Raw genomic sequence first — 19,174 nt, forward strand, 5'->3', positions numbered from 1 at the left:
GCCAAGACGAGGCAGTGCGTTGGGCGGCTCTGCCGACTTGAAGCAACTGCCGTGCCAAGAACGCCAAGAATCGTAGAGTGTGCGTAAGTCCTAAATTAGTGTGGGTTCATTAATCAAACCATTGGTGCTGATGGCAGTGTCGGTATTTGGCACGAAACTTATTTAATAGAACCAGGAAGATATGAGGCGGTTTACGGGAATATGCCTGTCTTTGGATTAGCTGCTGCAACTAAGCACGTCCCAGCTATCAGGCAGAGGGAGACAGCTCGCCGTCGCCTGGGAGGTGACAGCAAGCCAGCTGTGCCTTCGCCAATAACACAGCCCTCTAACTGATGACTGAGCATTGATCCTCTTGAATTGTTTGAGTTGATGAATCTAAGACAATGCCGTTGCGGGAGTTAAACCCAGTTTAGATAACAGGCGGTCAATGTCAAAATGCTCTGACATCAACTGGCGAATGCACTGAACCTTAATCGGCTCGTGGAGTCGGACTTGCCCGAAAGTGCGGTCAACAATTTCTACAGTGGTGAGGGTGTCTAAGTCAACAGATAAAATGGGGATTTCTAGTTCTTCAGCGCGACTGAGAATGAACGGTGGGGGTGGTAGTTGCCCGGTGAGAATTAAACATTGGGTAGAAGTTTCCAAAGCAGCTTGCTGAATTTCGACGCGATCGCCTCCTGTTACCACTGCCATATTCCGGCGTTTGCGGAAATACTTGACAGCGGAGTTGACATTCATCGCTCCAATTGCCAGACTTTCCACTAACAAATCTAGGCGATCATTACCACAGAGAACATCAGCCTTTAACTGCTTGACTAGTTCGCCAACACTGACACTGCGGAGCAAATCGCTGTTCGGCAGCATTGCTAGCACCGGAATTCCCTGCTGTTCCAAAAATGGGCGCAAGAGAGTGTCAACCGCTTCTATTTGAGTGAGTGGGATATCATTGATCACAACTCCAATCAGGCGATCGCCTACACGCCCTTTAGCAGCCAATAGCGCCTCAACCGAAAGCAACGATTTATAGCGGGTTACTAACAGCACAGCAGCATCCAATACTTCAGCCATTTGCAGCAAAGACAAGTCAAACAAATTGCCTTCGGACAAATCACCAGGCCCCTCCAGTAACACCAAATCTCCTTGGGACATTTGCAAATATTGCTGTGTTAGGGACTGTTGATAATCGGTTTTGTCTTCCCCCCGCAAGCGCTTTTGCACATTTAGTTCATCCAAAGCCAGCATTGTAGGTGCAACACGCTTTTCCGGCAAATTGAGGCTAAGAGCGATGAACTGGACATCTTCCTCAATTACGGTTCCACTAGACAAATTCAAACACGTACCGAGCGGTTTACCGTAGGAAATATCCAGTCCTTTTTGCTGTAGCTGATGAGACAAACCCAGAACAGTTGCAGATTTACCGCTGTAAGTCTCGGTTGATCCAATCAGCAAATATTTAGGGGATTTTGGCACACATGCACTCCTAATTTCAAAAGTCAGAAGAACCCAGCTAGGTGTTTCCTAATTCTAGTTCCTTCTGGCAAAAGCTCTCGCTCTCACAAGTTAAGGTTTCCCAGAATTACCTTCTAATTGAACAAGCAGGGAGCAAGCGCTGAAGAGACTCTATGGGTGGGAGAAAGGGTGCAGTGGAGAGGAATTTTCCCCCTGCTGCCCCCTGCTCCCTACCCAATTATTTGTAGAAGATAAAGGCTGGGGCAGAAGGAAGATATCTGTGTTATCCGTATTTTGAGCAGAAAATTGCTTTGACAAATATGAATTATAGATGAATATAAACTTGTCAATAGTAATATTCAGTAATTTTTAAATTTATTATTAATCTGGTTGACTTATATAAAACTTCTATGGCAGTATAAATACACAGGTTTCTGGCACATAGCTTCATAAATTATATAGGCTCTAAAGGAAATTTAGTCAGCTTTGAGGATTGCATTATCTTCAAATAAAAAACCTGTTGATAATAATTACTTAGCATGACGTGCTGAATTAGAGGGATTTTAAAAAACCTAGATTTTAGTTTGACTAAGCGCTCTCAATTTTTTTAATTGAGATTGCAATAACGTTTTGAATTATTCACTTTCATGATATTGAAGTGAAGTGGATTTTGGTGAATAAATAACACTTAAAAAGATGAAACTATCTACCACTAATTTAAATTCTGTAGAAACCCAATTTATACTTAACATTTTTTTTGAACTTCAAGATAGTTTGGTTAAAGGTTGGCAAGACTTTAATACAAGTGACAACCTCAAGATACTTAACGGATTTTTTGAATTTCTTTTAAGGGCTGGATTCGACGAAAGTGAGTATAGGAAAGCAATACCTAACCCTGCTTATGATAATGGTGCTAAATTGATTGGTAAACCTTTCTTGGAAACAGCAAGTAAATTTGAAGTTCATTTTGATGAAATTTTCCCTGGAAGCTTTTCTGAATCACAAGAAGCACAAAAGGAAGGTTTTGATGTTCGCTTCTTTAAGCTAAAAGCTTTTTATCACAATAAACCTTTGTGTCTATTCTTACTCAAGTTTCCTCATTTTCATGAGAAGTTTGGCTTTCCACTATCACCAGAATTAGAAATTTTAGAGTTGTATTGATTGCAGTAAAGACCCAGCGTCAGTCAAAAATGCTGAATCTGGATCAATTAAATAGTTGCGATCGCACTAGATTAGGACTTACGCAAAAATTGCCAACTTCGCTTAATTTATCGAACCGCCAAGACGAGGCAGTGCGTTGGGCGGCTCTGCCGACTTGAAGCAACTGCCGTGCCAAGAGCGCCGAGAATTCGTAAAGTGTGCGTAAGTCCTATAGATGATCCCCTCAACGCTTCTTTGAGAATGTGGCATGGGAGGATCTAATACTTAGCTTCAAGCCACAAGTTGTAAAGAGCGCACTCGCGGCATAATTTCTTGGGCAAAGCGCGTCATTTCCTGTGTAAAGGGATTAAATTGCAACATAAAAGTCTCGATTCCGGCATCAACAAAATCTGCAACTCTTGTAGCCACCGTGTCGTAGCTACCAACCAGCCCTGCTGCTGTGCCACCATTGCCGCCAACAGCTGGATTTTTGGCGAAGAGTTGGAACATTACAGCTTCTGGATCAACTCCTTTGGCAACACTTAATTTTAAGTGTTCTTCTTGCTTCTGGAGTGCCATAAGTCGCTCAAGTTCTGCTTGGGCTTCGGCATCGGTGGAACGAGCAATCACAAAGGCTGATAGACCAAAGCGCACTGGTTTGGGTAGCGATCGCGGTCTACTTAAAACTTGTTTAATCACTTTGCGGACATCCTCAATCGGTTGACCGTTAATGAAGTAAATATCTGCCTGTTCCGCAACTAGTATTTGCGCCGGATCAGATGCCCCTCCAAGGTAGATGGGAGGATGCGGTTGGGCGATGGGAGTGGGCCGAAAACTCAAATCCTCTATTTTGAAGTATTCGCCTTGGAAGTTAACCCTCTCGCCACTCCAGAGGGACTTGACAACCCGCAACCACTCACCCGAATAGCGATAGCGCTCATCGTGAGGCGGGAAGGGAATATTAGTGCGCTCCATCTCTGGTTTAAACCAGGCACTGATTAAATTTATCGCAAAACGTCCACCACTGATGGCATCAATGCCCAGCGCCATCTTCGCTAAAACTGCTGGATGGAACAGCAGGGGTTTTATCGCAGCGATGATCTCGATTCGTTCTGTGGCTTCAGCCAAGGCTGCACATGCCGTCCAGGTTTCTAACTGTTCTAATTCTAGACTGCGGGGGTTGGCGATGTGCTGCGCTACTAAAGTGCTGGCGTATCCCAAACGCTCTGCTTCTAAAATAAGCGATCGCGTGCGCTCATAACTTGCATTCACAGGTTCCTCTGGGGTGTTGAGAGGGCCAAAATTGCCACCAACAGGCGCCCAAATCCCATAACGTGGTTCTGACATAGTTAACTCCTAGTAAAAAGTTAGTTACAAATTCCCTAACCGAGTATTAACTAGTTTTGGGGATCTAAATCCCTGTTACAAAACTGAATTACAAATTACGAATTATTTAATTGAGTCCTAAAGAATCCCTTAAAGTGTTGCCTGTATATTCTTTACGGAATAACCTACGTTTTTGTAATTCCGGTATCACTAAATCGGTAAACTCATCAAAAGAGCCGGGAAGATAAGCAGGCGAAATCACAAAACCATCCCCAGCCTGTTCGTGAAATAGGGCTTCTAGTTTGTCAGCAATTTGAATAGGAGTACCAACCAGTTGTGGTACAGCGAGACTTCTCCCATAAATTTTGCCTAAATCTCTCAGCGTTATAGTTTTATCTAAACTCAGTCTTTGAACTACAGCTAACAGTTTTTAATAATCTTGAACTTCAACTTTTTCCACAGATTGATCTAAAGAATATTGCGACAGATCAACGCCTAAATGATTCGACATAGTTAATAAACCAGCCATAGGATGTACTAACTCATTGTGGAAAGCTTGCTTTTCTTGAGCAATAGTTTCTGTCTCACCTACAAATGGCATCACCGCAGGTAGAATTTTACAGGTGTCTGGCTTGCGCCCATATTTAGCCATGCGAGTTTTAATATCTTGGTAATAGGATTTCATGGCTGTGGGATTGGGACTAATTTCAAAAATTAATTCCGCCCATTTTGCAGCAAACTCTCTACCTTTATTAGAAGCACCAGCTTAAATAATCACTGGACGACCTTGGGGAGAGCGAGGCACAGTCAATGGTCCCCGTGACTTAAACCATTGCCCCACATGATGAACATAATTCACCTTGGAGGGGTCAGCAAAGATGCCGTTTTCCTTATCCAGAACTAATGCCCTTTCTTCCCAGCTACCCCAAAGTTTGCAGGCGACTTCGAGAAATTCATTCGCGCGATCGTAGCGGAGATCGTGTTCTAGGTGGTTCATTGCTCTGGAGTTACCGCCAACGCAAATCCCAATTCTGTAGGATGGTTCAGACATAACTGGCTTTACCCTTGTACTAGGGGCTTTTAACATTTGACTCGGACTTAGGGCGTGAGCATTTGGGTTAATTAATTAACCTATTTATACTACGGCGAACTGGTCAATAAACCGTATTATTATAATTGAGTATGAACATCTCACAGATAGTGAGAAAAAGCAAGAGCATTGACATTCTCTTCGGCAAGATCGAATTTTGAAAAACTGTTGTGTTTAGTAAGGAAAATCTCAATGATTATCGATCCCTCCCAGAACGATCCACGAAATACCTATCAATTACTTGTTGGTTCAGTGGTTCCCCGACCGATCGCTTGGGTGTCAACGATCGCCAGCGATGGTACGCCCAATGTCGCACCTTTCAGTTTTTTTATGGGCGTGACAGCTAACCCACCAACTTTAGCCATCTCCACAGGTCTACGGGGCGGTGTTAAAAAAGATACTTTATTGAATGTAGAGCAGTCGGGTGAACTGGTGATCAATATAGTTGTTGAAGAATTGGGGGAACAAATGAACGCCACCAGTGGCGATTTTCCGCCAGATGTGGACGAATTTCAAGTAGCGGGACTAACTCATGCTCCCTCAAAACGAGTGCGTCCGCCACGAGTTGCTGAATCACCAATTAATATTGAGTGTGTGCTGAAGCAAGTAGTTTATCTAGGGAATGAAGGTAGCCAATCGGGATTAATTATTGCTGAAGCGGTGCTGTGGCATGTTCGGGACGATTTACTTACACCACAAAACACAATTGATGTCGCCAAGTTACACGCGATCGGTCGCCTGTCGGGCAACTGGTATACTCGTACCCAGGATTTGTATGAGATTATTCGCCCAACTTAAACAAGTTTCAACCAGCCCACAACTCAGAGCATTTTAAGTCTAATAGGACTTACGCACACTCTACGAATTCTCGGCGCTCTTGGCACGGCAGTTGCTTCAAGTCGGCAGAGCCGCCCAACGCACTGCCTCGTCTTGGCGGTTCGATAAATTAAGCGAAGTTGGCAATTTTTGCGTAAGTCCTATCTAAGAAGGTTGTTATGGACTTTTGTAATAGCCTAAATAAATCTGTCTTTCACCAATGTGGATAAATTAGCATTACCAAGTACTGCGATCACTTCCAGTCTGCCGGAAGCGATCACAGTGAAAAGCATTCAATATTTTCCTCAAAAACCCAACACCTGCTTTGATTTTTCAAGTACTTCTTTGGGGCGAAATGGTTTCGTTAGATATAAGTCTGCACCAACCTCAATTCCTTTTTGTTTATCAAATTCCTGCCCCTTAGCTGTCAATATCACAATGTAGATGTCAGTCATTTGCATGTCGTGTTTAACAATATGGCAGACTTGCAGACCATTCATTTTAGGCATCATTACATCAAGAAAAACCAAATTTGGTTTTTCAGTTTTAATAGTTTCGAGAGCTTCTTCTCCATTTCTAGCAGTTAAAAGTTCAACCCCCTTGTCTTCTAATGCTTCTAGGGCTTGTTCCATCAAAATCAAGATATTGGGTTCATCGTCAACAATCAGAATTTTCTGGGTCATAAGGATTGGGGATTGGGAATTGGGCATTGAGAATTAGGCATTGGGGATTAGAAAAATTTTTTTCCAGTCTTTAGTAGCAGCGATTACTATTCGGACAGCATAATAAAAAATACATTTTCCAACTCCTTTTCAAAGCGTAGAGTTTTCACCAAATCAGCTTCTTGAGAAAACATAGAATCGATGATGATCATGTCAGGTTTGGCTGACAAGGCTTTATGGATGCATTCTTGCGGATTCGAGGCTTCAATCACGCTGTATCCCTGAGTTTGTAGTACATCTGATAAGGTTTTTAAGGCTGATGCATTTTTATCTACAACCAATACCTTTTTACTAGAAGTGCCTTGGTAAAGGAGTGAGCTAATTTCGTTGAGGAGTTTCTCTGTGTCAATGGGCTTGGTGAGATAACGATCAATGCCAATATGGTAGCCCCGTTCTTTGTTTTCAATAATTGACAGAATAATGATCGGAATGTCTGCGGTCTGAGGATCATTTTTGAGAACGGCTGCCACATCGAAGCCGTTGATTTGGGGCATCATCACGTCCAAGAGAATCAGATCGGGACGGGCTATTTTGATTTGATGAATTGCATCCATGCCGTCTTTTCCTTCCCGAACGTTGTAGCCTTCGTTTTCCAGTTGTTGACGGAGCAGTTCCCGAATGTTAGCGTCATCATCTACAACCAAGATAGTTTTACGGTTTTGGTTGAGTACAGCGTTTCTGGTGATGACGTGTTCTTTGAGTTGTTTGACTAGCGTATCCAGATTAGCAGTGGTTTTTTGATCGCAGGTGTAGGTGGGAATAATGAACGAGAATATGCTGCCGTTACCCGGTTCACTCTCAACCCAGATTCTACCGCCGTGATGATCGACGATTTGTTTACAGATGGGCAGTCCTAACCCTGTGCCTTTGGGTTTGTCGGTGAGAGTGTCGCCAACTTGGCGGAATTTCTCAAATACTTTCGGCTGGTCTTCAAGTGCAATCCCAATGCCTGTATCAATGACACTGATGCAAACACCGTCGTTTCCTTGTTTGACGCGGCAGGTGACACAACCAGATTCGCTAAACTTAACGGCATTGGAAATCAGGTTAATTAAAACTTGCAGCAGACGGTTGCGATCGCCTACGATCTGAGGCAGTCCAGGTTCAATCTCGCAAACCAACTGCAAGCCATTGGTTTCAAATAACCCTGCGGTGGAATTGCTTGCCCAATGGAGTAATTCGCTGGGATCAATGGGCTGCATCTGCCATTCCACTTTACCTGCTTCCATCTTGGCGATGTCCAGGACATCGTTAATCAAAGACGTGAGCCGTTCTGCTTCAGAGACAATAATGTTGAGATTGTCACCCACCCGCTTGATGGTTTTCTGAAGCTTGCGGTCTTCGGTAGAAATTATTGGGAACACATCAGTTTCTAGCTTTTCTTTAATGATCGATGCAAAACCGAGAACAGAAGTCAGCGGCGTCCGCAGCTCGTGGGAAACTGTTGAGATGAAGTCGGTCTTCATCTTGTCAATCTCCTTTTCTGCCGTCACATCCCGAATCAGCAGCGCCGAACCGAAGCAGGCAGCAGGTTCTTTATCTGTCGTCTTTTTGAAAATGGCGGTCGCCACAACCTGACCAATGCGTTCCTTCGTCAATGCAACTTCGGCAGAGAACACCTCTTTGGGATGGGACTGAGTTCGTGCAACCAGGTCTGTTAAGCCAGAGATCGGCAGTTCTCGGTAGTGACAGTTGAGGGCGGTAGCTGTCAATCCGTACATGCCTAAAAAGGCAGGATTGAAGTGGGTGATTTGTCCTGCGGTGTCTGCCACTAACAAACCATCTGCTAAGTTATCTAAAATGGCATTTAATCCCTGCGCTTCTGCTAGAGTATTTTGCATGGCAGCTGTCCGCTCTACAACTCTGGCTTCCAGTTCTTGATTCAGTTGCCGCAAAGCGATTTCTGCTTGTTTGCGGGCTGTGATGTCGGTATTAATTTCCAGCACCGCGCAGGGCTGACGGTCGATGTCCCGTTGTAATGTCCATCGGCTCTGCACGGTAATCAGGCTGCCATCATGGGTGAGATGTTGTACTTCTCCTTCCCAATTACCTTGCTCTAATAAATCTGCGATAATTTCTTGTTTTGGTTTTGGAAAGGTTTTTTTAATAAATGCGTGAATGTATTGGCCTTTCACTTCTTCACGCGTCCAGCCGTAGAGAGTTTCGGCACCTTGATTCCAGTACAAGATTTTCTCGGTCATGTCGCGGACGATGATCGCATCGCTGGAATGATTCAACATATCCAATAAACGTTGATTTTCAGCTTCTGCCTGCTTGCGATCGTGAATATCAGTACAAGTGCCAATCCATTCCCGAATGCTGCCATCTTCTTCTAGGACAGGGGTACCACACACAGAGAAGTAACGGTATGTGCCATCCTTGCCACGCAGCCGATATTCGGTTTGGTAAATACCTCCGTTCGCCACAGCTGCATTCCAAACTTCTGTGGAGCGGGCATGGTCATCGGGGTGAATTGGATCAATCCAGCCCCAACCCTCAACTTCAGCTTCGCTCTGCCCCGTATAGGCTATCCAGGTGAGCATTTCACTGCTTATTCCTAGTCCTTCTGGAGTAGCTGCCCAGACGATCTGTGAAGTAGCAGTTACTAACGAGCGATATCGTTCTTTAAGCCGCTGACTTTCGGCTTCTGCCAGCTTGCGATCGTGAATATCGGTACAAGTGCCGATCCACTCCCGAACGCTACCATCATCTTCGATGACGGGGGCACCCCAGACCCAAAAGTAGCGATAATTGCCATCCTGACCCCGAATTCGGTATTCAATTTGATACATGCTCAGGTTTGTTACGGCAACACCCCAGGCTTCTCCGGTATAGGGGCGATCGTCGGGATGAACAGCATCAATCCAGCCTCCATTTTCCGCTTCAGCTAGACTTTGACCTGTGTAGGCGATCCAGTCTGTCAATTCAAAGCAAATTCCTTCTGGTGTGCTGACCCAGATAATTTGCGTGTTAGTTTTGATTAGAGAGCGGTATCGTGCTTCGCTCCGTTTCAATATTTTTTCGGAGTGTTGACGTTCCTGCTGCGCCCGCCTGAGGTCGCTAATGTTTTCCACACTTGACCAGATCAGGCGCTCTCCATCCTTGTCAATCATTAGTCCAGAAACCCTGACCGGAACTAGATGCCCGTCTTTGTGGATGAACTCTTTCTCATCCGGCCCGTAGCGACCAGTTTGTTCTAGGTTTTCTAGCAGGGCTTGCTCGGCGGCATAGTTTTCTGGAGTAATTTGCGAGTACATGAGATTCAGGGTTTCTGGAACAGTGCGCCCCAAAATGGCAGCATAGGCGGGGTTAATGTTAATTAGTGTCCCATCTGTTCGGCATAGTACTAACCCAACAGGACATTGTTCAAATAGCTGACTGTTGTATTGATCAAGTTGGTTAAACATAGTTGAGGTTTCTTTAGTGGCGTATTTGAGTAGGGTTAGAACAACAGAACCAAGACAACAAAGTGGCGTAAAGCTTTAACGAAATTGGGTGGCGTTGGAACATCTGGTAAATTTGATCGGGTGATGCAGCTTCCACCTCTGGACTGTGCTGTGAAAGTCGCTGGATCAATTGAGTGTGGCAAATCAGTAAATCCGTCGGTTCGAGCATTGGAATTGTTGATGCAATGAAGCCGTCGGCGTCGCAAGTGGGGGATGATTCGGTTGTGATTGGCGAGGTAGAGGTGCTATTTTGTTCTTCAGTAGCGTTCACCATTGCACAATTTACTGGAATCTGAATCCAGAATTCTGTCCCTTCACCTGGTTGAGAACGACACTTGAGAATTCCCCCATGTTTATCCACAACAATTTGGTAGCTGATTGCCATGCCTAACCCGGTTCCCTTACCAACATCTTTTGTGGTGAAGAAGGGATCATAAATGCGGTGGATTGTCTCCTCCTTCATGCCTGGGCCGTTGTCGGCAATGCGAATCACAACCGAATGGTGGTCGAGGACTTTGGTACGAATGATGATTCGGGGAGTAGGGGCGGATATTTCCCCATTTTTTATTCCCCATTGCCCTTTATCCCTAATTCCCAGAGGGGACACTGAGTCCTCCATTCCCTCTTCCAGCGCATCAATGGCATTTGCCAAGACGTTCATAAACACCTGATTCAACTGTCCGGGGTAGCATTCAATCAGGGGAAGTTTTGCATAGTCTTTAACGATTTCAATTGCCGGACGATGAACATCTGCTTTCAAGCGATGGTGAAGAATCATCAGCGTTCCGTCGATGCCATCGTGGATGTTGACGGCTTTCATTTCGGCTTCGTCATGGCGGGAGAAGTTTTTCAGAGATTGCACAATTTCCACAATGCGATCAGTGCCCAGCTTCATCGAATTCAGCAGTTTGGGGAGATCCTGCATGATAAATTCCAAATCGATATTGTCTAACTCTGATTCCAGTTCTGGAGGAGCAACAGGTAGAAATTTCTGATAGTTTTCCAACAGGTGCAACAAGTCGTGGGCGTATTCGGCAACATACTTTAAATTGCCGCAAATAAAGTTAACCGGATTGTTGATTTCATGGGCAACTCCGGCAATGAGTTGCCCTAAACTGGACATTTTTTCGCTTTGGATCAACTGAGTTTGGGCCAATTGCAACTCATGGAGAGCTTGCTGAAGCTTCTGTGTCTGGGCTTTTGCCTGGACGGCTGCTTGAGTGCTTTGTTCGTAAAGTACAGCTTTGTCAATAGCGATCGCACTTTGAGAGGCAAAGATACTCACAAGTTTCAGGTGTTCAGCCTTGTATGAGTCCGTTTTGTCCGCTCCAATGGCGATCGCTCCCAGTACCCGCTCCTTGGCTCTTAACGGTACACAAATCATTGCTCTAACGTTTTTTTGTCCCTCTAACCGCGGATCGGCTTGCACATCATTGACGAGTTCTGCTCGGTTGGATTGCACAATGTTGCCAATAATTCCCTTACCTGGTTCCGGCTGACTGTCATTAAAAAACACTCCAAATTCGGCAATGATTTCAAATGCAGTTGCATCTGGACTCAGGAGCAGAATCATCCCCGCAGACGATTCAATTAATTGACTCAATTCCTGAAGCACGAGTTGGGCAATCTGTCGAGTATCTAAACTTGTTGTCAGTTGAGTCGAGATATCCTCAAACAAATCAATTTCTTGGTATCGTTCTAGCAATTCTTTGGCGAGTTCTTTCTTTTCAGCTTCCTGCTTTGCTAAAAACGAGAGTAAAGTTGCAAGTAGAATTGCCTGTTCTCCCCCAACAACCCAACCGATGATTTCTCCTGACACCTCGATTGGATATCGGTTTTTTGCAGTTTGCTCCCCAACGCTAATTAGTTTCGTGCCGTCTACCAGTTCAACATCAATCGCAATGTTCAACTGGTAGACTAAACCCTGAAGAAGAGATGGCAACTCTTTTTTGTTGAGAATCTTTCTGAGGCTAACTGCCGACATGAAACACCTCATAAGCAGCAAGTTGCAAATTTCCAGCAATAAAACCAACTGGATTATTAATTTTATTTGCCACCTCTACCACTAAGTTTCCCAAAACGGACATTTTCTCACTTTGTACTAGTTGCAGTGGTGTCTGTTGATAAAACCCTGGATTTTCTGAAGACGTGGCTTGAGTACAGAACCGATTCAGGATTTCAACTAAATCGCGTGTAAATTCTTCTCTAGACTGTTTGATGGCAATAGGGAATTGGTTAGTGTCACCCTCAGAGTAAATCTCTTTGGTGGTCACATAGCAGAGAATCCGAACGGTTGCCTTAGCGTAGCTATCTGTAACCCTACCCTTCGGGTTCTGCTTTGCAGTACGGGAAAGCAAGCTACGCCTAGCATCGCCCCAAAAGAGAGAAATTATCATAAAAATCTAGGCAATATAATAATTTATTAATTAAGACTAGCTTTCCCAAAAAGATTGGCGGTATAACAACATTAAAGTTAAGCGGTGGCAAATACCTTTAAACTCTTTACCAGAGGCATCTTTCTCTCCGTGTAACTCGCTTACTTTTCGATGAGTTATAGAAAAACTATAAATAAAAATTTTATAATTAGAGAGAAGCATAGATTTTAATCTATGCTCAATTAATATTTTTTATTGCTACTACTTTTAAATTGGCAATCAACATTTCTGAGACTGGAATAATCCCCTCTCTGGCAAAACATAAATAGTGTACCAAAATCAGCTGCGATCGCCGCTGATTTTGGTAATTTTAAAAAGTATTTAGGTAAGCGGTAGCTTCAGTTAGATCCGAGAGTAGCGAAAACGAAGTCTGAGTAGCCGAAGCCAGCGTAACCACATTTGTGCAGGTTGTTCAAAGAATGTGAAAATATCACCGAAACCCAAATTAGTTTTGTGATGGTGTAACCAGTGTCTCTCAGGAGTAGTAATAAATAGAATTTGGCATAAAATATTTACAGGCTTTGAAGTTTGCCAACCTAGTACACTTATGTGTCTCCACCATACATGAAACTGACCAAGCAGTAATCCAGAGATAACGCCAATGGGAGAGAAAGACCACAGGACTACTGCTATGAGTACATAAGGCAAAGCTCCCAAGATACCATCTAAAAGAACCTGGGGATTAAAAGTCAAAATAGCGTAGTGGCGGAAGTCCTTCTTCCAGGAGTGGTGCGTTTTTAAATGAAGGCTACCAAAAACGTGCTCGGGTACGTGATAAAAGAATGTAGATAGAAAATCGCCAAAAAACAGTAATAACCAAGCAACAGCGATAGCCTCAAGCATTTGTACTCCTCAAGTAAGTAAAACTCCACAGAAAATATGCAAATGTCATGCTGTCGGCGTAGACACCTGTTTTGTACTATGCAAAGTAACTGTGCATCTCATGGCTCTACATTCCAGTTAATTTGGCTCAGAGTATATGTAATTGGGTTTGCAGTTTCATGAATCTCCGCTGCTTAATGCAGTCAACAGCAACTTGTAATAACCTCCAATTTGACTTCTAACTCTGGGTTAACGGTAGTAATACATCTAAAAAACGATAGAAGTACAGTACTTTATCATAGTTACTACACAATCTTCTTACTAAGGCATACAGCGTAAGCAAAGGTTGAGTTAAAGTTAGTACAAATTTAGGTTAAGGCTTTTTTCAACATTGTTAATTCTAAATTGATTGCGATTAAGCTACAATTATGAATCTAATTAGAACGATATTAATAGGTATTATGCCAAAGCAATCAGGGTTATCGAGGTAAATAAAGCGGGTTTATAATTAAATTGAGAAGCGGCAAATTTTTGATCATCTAGAATTAACTAGATGCCATAATAGTAGACTATCAATCAATAGATCATGGATAGGGAGCGACGCAATTAGACGAAGACATAGTGACGCGGAGAATGAATATTTCCCTGTGTCCCCGTCTCAACCTATCAATTTCAACTTATACCAATTCTATGTAGGCTTAAAGCAAGTGGCATCAGGTTTTCCGATTTGTAGCCTTACGGGGATCTTGCTAGCAAGAGCGTCTCCCTTAGGAGAGTTTAGTTTTTTTATGCCCATATACTTGCTTATCTTCACACAGTTTGGTATTTTCTTGTCTACCTACTTAAACTCTGCTTTGATATAGAAAAAATGTTCAGAGACTTTAAGAGCGGCAAATGTGGCGATGCCTGCGGCGGGCTGCGCCAACGCAGATGGGTTCACCGATCTTTTGGTTTGTGAAAACTGAACACTATTAGTCAAGCTCTGGAGTATAAAAAGGTGATTAACTTCAATCAGTATAAGGCTTTAACTTTCGATTGTTACGGAACCCTGATCGATTGGGAGAACGGCATCTTAGGGGTGCTAAAGCCACTTCTGCTGGCAAATAGCATTAATTTGGATGAGGATTTGTTTAGGACTTACGCACACTCTACGAATTCTCGGCGCTCTTGGCGTCTTGGCGGTTCGATAAATTAAGCTTTTTAGCAATTTTTGCGTAAGTCCTATTGTTGTTACAAAACGAAACAGGGATTGCAACATAGATTGATTCTGCCTTAATGTGGAAAAACTACTACGCCAGTTTGATGGCACGTTCACCCTTATTTTGAGGGCGAGGTGCAAAGGACGGGTGACGCTCGTACCAACGCTCTCCTTCTGACTCTCCAGGATCAGCGTGCTGATAAACTTGTTGAATAAAACACTTTGATAGCCTAAAACGATGAAAGCATCTGCTAATTTCGACTTTGAAGACGATAAATTTAATGCACCGCCTTCTCAAGTCATTCCCTGGTGTCAGATGATTAATCCTCGGTATGGCACAGATGGTATGCAATCCCACGGTTTGGCGATTAAGCTAGATAATGCCAATGCTGTCGGCTTTGTGCCAGATGATAATTGGCAGCAGGTAGAGCATGAATTTAGCTCTGGAGTCGAAACGGTGTTTATTAGCACTAGTCCACACTTGGTTTTAGTGCGTCGGGGGCCATTGTCTGTTAAAGACCGGGAAAGTGGTTTAAAACTGGGTACGCTCAAAGAGAATTATGATGCTTTTTTAGCCGACAAACTTAAATTTAAAACCTTTACTCGCTATCTAATTTTTATAGTGGATGAGAATAAAAAGTTTTTACATGAATCACCACTACAACTAACTCTTAATGGTGCCGCCGGAGCGAGTTTCAGCAAAACCTACTGCGAATATCAACAAGGTAAAGTAGTTAGTGGATTCGTTGCTGAATTAGAAAAGGCTTATGCTGTTTACCGCAAGCAACCCTTGACACCAAAAGGCCCTTTGTTCCACGCTCACGGGATTTTTTGCCCGATAATTGAGTGTGAAGAAAGAGGTATTGAACCAAATACAGTTCTGGTAGCTTCAACTGTAGACTACAAACATCCGACAGTAGGAACTTTAACACAATACTTAATTGCTTCCGATTCTCTTGAGTCTGCAATGATTTGCAAGACTTTTGAAGAATACAAAGATTTTGGGAAGGAACCTGTAAAATCAGAAACGCCTAAATTGGCGATGGCAGGAGTTTCTAACTCTTACGTTTATGCTGATGAAGATGATTTTGCTTATCCGCCGTACTAAAAAAAGTGAAGAGTGAGGAGTGATGAATGATGAGTTTTTAATTAATAACAGAGGCGATTAATCGCGTTCCTAACTCCTGTACAAAAGCGATTAATCGCGTCTCTTTATTCTTTGAGCAGCAAATAATATAGTGAACCATTACCGCCTGTGATGCCAGCGCGATCGCCTGCTAGTTTACCAGACCCCATGAAATAATCTACCCGTCCTGGGCCTTTGATGGCGCTTCCTGTATCCTGGTCTAGCACAAAGCGGCTGACAGTACGCCTCTCTAGTTTGCCACCACTGGCAGGATAGGGAAATGAGTTATGAATCAGGGCTAGCGCTCCCGGAGGCATGAGAGACTTATCTGTAGCAATGGAACGTTCTGCTGTCACTGGCACACGAATACAGCCTGTAGCTGCGGTACCACCAGTTTCTTGAAAGAAAATAAATCGTTTCCAGCGTGGCAGATAATTGCTCAACTCCTGCGGACGTCGCCGGAAGAAAGCAGTCATCCGTGGCAGTGTCAATCCATCTAGTGGAAGTTTGCCATCTTTGGCTAGTTCTTTGCCGATACTTGTCCAAGGGTAATCAGTTCCACCTGCATAGCCAACTGACGTTGTTTTGCCATTAGTTAATTTAATTTGGGCAGAACCTTGGATATGTACCATGTATGCGTCAAAGCGATCGCGAAACCAAAGCAGTTCTAAACCGCGCAACTTGCCCTTATTTCCTTGTAAACCATCCTTACCTTCCAAATCAATTCGTTTTGGGTGGGGTTTACGCCATTGGCTGAAATCAGGTGGTAGCCGATAAAGAGGATACTTATATATTGAAGTCCTGACACGGCTAGCAGTGTAAACAGGTTCGTAGTAAGCAGTAAACTTAACAGTACCCTTGCCATCGTTGCCCACAGACTGGTAAAAAACAAACTCACGGCGGACAGCGGCTTGTAGTTGCGCTGCTGACTTAGAACCGATAACCAGTTCGCGGAAACGTAGCAAACTCGTGCGGACGCGATCAAGGGTAATTTCCTTAACTGGATAATTTTGATATGCTGCGATCGCCTCCTTCTTTGTTAGGTAAAGCAGACTGTTGTCAATGGAAGCCAACAACGCATTGCGATCACCTCCGGTGGGCGAAGCGCCAACGCCTATTCTACCTGTTTGACCCCAAATTTGGTCATCCCAACCCAAACAAGTCTGCCCGAACGCACAATCGCTTGCAATAGCGATTGGTTTTAGCGGTGGCCTTAACTCAGGAGTAATTGGTACTGGTAGAGGTTGAAGATCAGGAGTTGTGGGTACTGGCAACGGCAGTAAATAAGGAACCTGAGCAACAGCCGACCAGAGAGGGTTTATAAGGGCAATTCCCAAACTCAAGGAAAGCAAAGCAAGGGTTTTTCTCATCATTTAGTTGAATCTTTCAACACTGGAACTAAAAACGGGTTCTACCCGGATTGCCACAATCCGAGAAGGGCGAATGACCATATACTCCCCTTGAATATTTTTGATCGGCACGCTAATAAAGTCATTAGAAGCAGACTTTGGCACAAGTTCGCCACTATACCACTTCTGAAACTCTTGAATAGTAGGAAAACGTACTTCTTCCCGGTGACCGCTTTCCAGTAGGAGGTATACGGCATATTCATTTGCAGTTCTAGGCATAAGGTTGGATCGTTTGAAAAACATTCAACCCATTGTTAACCACGTAACCCCCGAATGAAAAGGGTAAGCATACGGGAGGTGGGGAGCAGAGGAGCAAAAGAAAATAAATAACTAATGCCCAATGACCAATGCTGCATGACTCTTCACTGTAGACGCCTAATCCTTTAACCAGTTCCTTAAAAAGTGTAAGTTTATATTAGCTGTTGCGTAACGGCGAAACTTTCTCTACCACCAGTAGCCTATAAATTGAGCTTTAGGGGAATCACCTACTTTGTAAATAAAACTGCACAGGGAGAAGTTCCCGTAGTCTCTCAACCAACTAGTACTTCAAAAGTTGCGACAGTAGCGATTTCTGAGGAATTAAAACTTCAACAATAAAATGGCTACAAGCCGATCTGAAGTTTAGGAAGTGATGAACTTGTAGTACAATCCTCAAAAAACCTTGGTATTTTAGCACTACCTATCTAGTTTATTTCTCAACAAACCTTGCCAAAGCTGGTAGTTGTGCCAAGATTAATTTGAGGACTTAGGCAAGTGAGACAATGTTAGGACAATTATTAGACGGACGTTACCAAGTCCTTCAAGTCTTAGGTGGAGGTGGATTCGGTCAAACGTACATGGCCCAAGATACCCATCGACCAGGTTTGCCGAAATGCGTTGTCAAACACCTTAAGCCTGTCACTCGTAGCCCTGAATTTCTTGAAACTGCTAGACGGCTATTTACCAGTGAAGCAGAAACACTAGAACAACTGGGCAACCATGACCAGATTCCTCGGCTTTTAGCCTATTTTGAAGATAACCAAGAGTTCTTCTTGGTGCAAGAGTTCATTGAAGGGCATACTCTCAAAGCGGAACTATTCCCCAATCAACCTTGGACAGAAGATCAAGTAATTCAACTGCTCCAACAGGTGTTGGGTGTTCTACAATTTATTCACAGCCACAACGTTATCCATCGAGATATCAAGCCGGACAATATAATTAGGCGGCAACAAGACGGCAAGTTGGTGCTGATTGACTTTGGCGCAGTTAAACAAGTCCAAACTCAACTGGTTACAGTTCTAGGGCAGATGGGGGCTACTATTATCATTGGTACCCCAGGATATATGTCTACAGAACAGGGGCAAGGTAAGCCCCGCCCCAACAGCGATATTTATTCCTTGGGCATTATTGGTATTCAATCGCTGACTGGGTTACATCCGATAAACTTTGAGGAAGACCCAAATACAGGAGAAATTTCTTGGCAGCATCAGGCTAACGTCAGTTCTGGGTTGGCATCTGTGCTATCTAAGATGGTACTACACCACTTCAAACAACGCTATCAGTCTGCGGCTGAAGTTCTACAGGCGCTTAAGGATCTCGATTCTAAAATAGAAGCGCAATCACTTCAACCACTATCTTTTACACAACCGCCTCAAGCTTTACTTTCTCAACAAAACTCAATTGGGTATCTGCCTGCTTCTATCCTGTCTCCCGAAAATTACAGCCGCTTGGAAATAATTCTTTTAGAATTTGTCGGCCCCGTTGCCTCAAGATTACTACGACAAGTTGCGGCATCAGCGCTCAACCCCGAAGAATTAATTAATCAATTGGCCCTTCATCTTCGAGGAAATCAACAAATTGATTTTAAGAAGAAAACAATGTTTCTACTAGAAAAACCTACTCTACTACAGGAACTTACTGTTAAATCGGAAATTAAATCAAATAGTTTACCAAGCCAAGAACCTCAAGGAATCAGTGATAGCTTTGTGCATCAGTGCGAACGGGAATTAGCTAATTTAATTGGGCCAATAGCTAAGTTCTTAGTCCAAAAAGCTGTTAAGTCTTCTGGGCAGATTTCCCGTGCAGAATTTGTGAAAGTTTTAGCATTACAAATTCCCGAACCTCAAAAAGCTCTGCAATTTCAGCAACGTCTACTTTCTTAAATTTTTAGCTAATACCAATTTTGAGAAAAATGCAACAAATGGGTAGGTTGTACG

17 protein-coding genes are annotated in these 19,174 nt (G+C 43.6%); 6 read left to right on the top strand and 11 right to left on the bottom strand.

Going from position 1 to position 19,174, the window contains the following annotated elements:
- Window positions 1–120: 120 nt before the first annotated feature.
- A complete protein-coding gene (locus tag V7K35_RS19210) occupies window positions 121–333 on the top strand; it encodes a monooxygenase family protein (protein WP_335080858.1) in 213 nt (70 codons plus the stop codon).
- A gap of 42 nt (window positions 334–375) precedes the next feature.
- On the opposite strand, the gene V7K35_RS19215 is transcribed toward V7K35_RS19210, so the two are convergent.
- On the bottom strand, window positions 376–1,470 hold the full coding sequence (locus tag V7K35_RS19215) for a phosphotransacetylase family protein (protein ID WP_335080778.1): 1,095 nt from the start codon (window positions 1,468–1,470) through the stop codon (window positions 376–378).
- A 675-nt stretch (window positions 1,471–2,145) separates the two neighbouring features.
- On the opposite strand from V7K35_RS19215, the gene V7K35_RS19220 reads away from it, so the two are divergent.
- Together V7K35_RS19220 and V7K35_RS19225 are read left to right on the top strand one after the other, a co-directional pair.
- Window positions 2,146–2,610, top strand: a complete 465-nt coding sequence (locus V7K35_RS19220) for a hypothetical protein (protein ID WP_335080779.1) — start codon at window positions 2,146–2,148, stop codon at window positions 2,608–2,610.
- Between the two features lie 29 nt (window positions 2,611–2,639).
- Complete coding sequence (locus V7K35_RS19225) at window positions 2,640–2,768, top strand: hypothetical protein (protein WP_335080780.1); 129 nt, start codon at window positions 2,640–2,642, stop codon at window positions 2,766–2,768.
- A gap of 112 nt (window positions 2,769–2,880) precedes the next feature.
- Here V7K35_RS19225 and V7K35_RS19230 read toward each other — a convergent pair whose 3' ends face one another.
- The 3 genes from V7K35_RS19230 to V7K35_RS19240 form a co-directional block, all read right to left on the bottom strand.
- Window positions 2,881–3,936, bottom strand: a complete 1,056-nt coding sequence (locus V7K35_RS19230; protein ID WP_335080781.1) for an LLM class flavin-dependent oxidoreductase — start codon at window positions 3,934–3,936, stop codon at window positions 2,881–2,883.
- Between the two features lie 409 nt (window positions 3,937–4,345).
- Window positions 4,346–4,600 carry a hypothetical protein gene (locus V7K35_RS19235; protein ID WP_442939746.1) on the bottom strand — a complete coding sequence of 85 codons (255 nt, stop codon included), beginning with the start codon at window positions 4,598–4,600 and terminating at the stop codon, window positions 4,346–4,348.
- Window positions 4,601–4,681: 81 nt separating this feature from the next.
- Window positions 4,682–4,966, bottom strand: coding sequence for a hypothetical protein (locus V7K35_RS19240; RefSeq protein ID WP_335080783.1), 285 nt, complete (start codon window positions 4,964–4,966; stop codon window positions 4,682–4,684).
- Between the two features lie 231 nt (window positions 4,967–5,197).
- Here V7K35_RS19240 and V7K35_RS19245 point away from each other — a divergent pair, with 231 nt between their 5' ends.
- On the top strand, window positions 5,198–5,803 hold the full coding sequence (locus V7K35_RS19245; RefSeq protein WP_335080784.1) for a flavin reductase family protein: 606 nt from the start codon (window positions 5,198–5,200) through the stop codon (window positions 5,801–5,803).
- Between the two features lie 323 nt (window positions 5,804–6,126).
- On the opposite strand, the gene V7K35_RS19250 is transcribed toward V7K35_RS19245, so the two are convergent.
- The 5 genes from V7K35_RS19250 to V7K35_RS19270 form a co-directional block, all read right to left on the bottom strand.
- Window positions 6,127–6,504, bottom strand: coding sequence for a response regulator transcription factor (locus V7K35_RS19250; protein WP_335080785.1), 378 nt, complete (start codon window positions 6,502–6,504; stop codon window positions 6,127–6,129).
- An 86-nt stretch (window positions 6,505–6,590) separates the two neighbouring features.
- A complete protein-coding gene (locus V7K35_RS19255; RefSeq protein WP_335080786.1) occupies window positions 6,591–9,950 on the bottom strand; it encodes a PAS domain S-box protein in 3,360 nt (1,119 codons plus the stop codon).
- A 13-nt stretch (window positions 9,951–9,963) separates the two neighbouring features.
- On the bottom strand, window positions 9,964–11,973 hold the full coding sequence (locus tag V7K35_RS19260) for a sensor histidine kinase (RefSeq protein ID WP_335080787.1): 2,010 nt from the start codon (window positions 11,971–11,973) through the stop codon (window positions 9,964–9,966).
- The gene (locus V7K35_RS19265) at window positions 11,960–12,385 is read right to left on the bottom strand and encodes a hypothetical protein (protein ID WP_335080788.1); all 426 of its coding nucleotides are present in this window, start codon (window positions 12,383–12,385) and stop codon (window positions 11,960–11,962) included. Before V7K35_RS19265 ends, V7K35_RS19260 begins: the two co-directional genes overlap by 14 nt.
- A gap of 381 nt (window positions 12,386–12,766) precedes the next feature.
- Entirely contained in the window at window positions 12,767–13,267 is a 501-nt protein-coding gene (locus V7K35_RS19270) for a fatty acid hydroxylase (protein WP_298919162.1), read from the bottom strand.
- A 1,415-nt stretch (window positions 13,268–14,682) separates the two neighbouring features.
- Here V7K35_RS19270 and V7K35_RS19275 point away from each other — a divergent pair.
- Window positions 14,683–15,552, top strand: coding sequence for a DUF5895 domain-containing protein (locus V7K35_RS19275; protein WP_335080789.1), 870 nt, complete (start codon window positions 14,683–14,685; stop codon window positions 15,550–15,552).
- Between the two features lie 104 nt (window positions 15,553–15,656).
- On the opposite strand, the gene mltA is transcribed toward V7K35_RS19275, so the two are convergent.
- Both mltA and V7K35_RS19285 read right to left on the bottom strand, forming a co-directional pair.
- Window positions 15,657–16,940: a murein transglycosylase A gene (mltA, locus tag V7K35_RS19280; protein WP_335080859.1), complete on the bottom strand. Its 1,284-nt coding sequence runs from the start codon at window positions 16,938–16,940 to the stop codon at window positions 15,657–15,659.
- Between the two features lie 3 nt (window positions 16,941–16,943).
- A complete protein-coding gene (locus V7K35_RS19285) occupies window positions 16,944–17,198 on the bottom strand; it encodes a hypothetical protein (RefSeq protein ID WP_229463410.1) in 255 nt (84 codons plus the stop codon).
- Window positions 17,199–17,740: 542 nt separating this feature from the next.
- Here V7K35_RS19285 and V7K35_RS19290 point away from each other — a divergent pair.
- On the top strand, window positions 17,741–19,120 hold the full coding sequence (locus V7K35_RS19290) for a serine/threonine-protein kinase (RefSeq protein WP_335080790.1): 1,380 nt from the start codon (window positions 17,741–17,743) through the stop codon (window positions 19,118–19,120).
- Window positions 19,121–19,174 lie beyond the last annotated feature (54 nt).

The sequence above is a fragment of the Nostoc sp. genome (genome assembly GCF_036917275.1).
Classification (GTDB): Bacteria; Cyanobacteriota; Cyanobacteriia; order Cyanobacteriales; family Nostocaceae; genus Nostoc.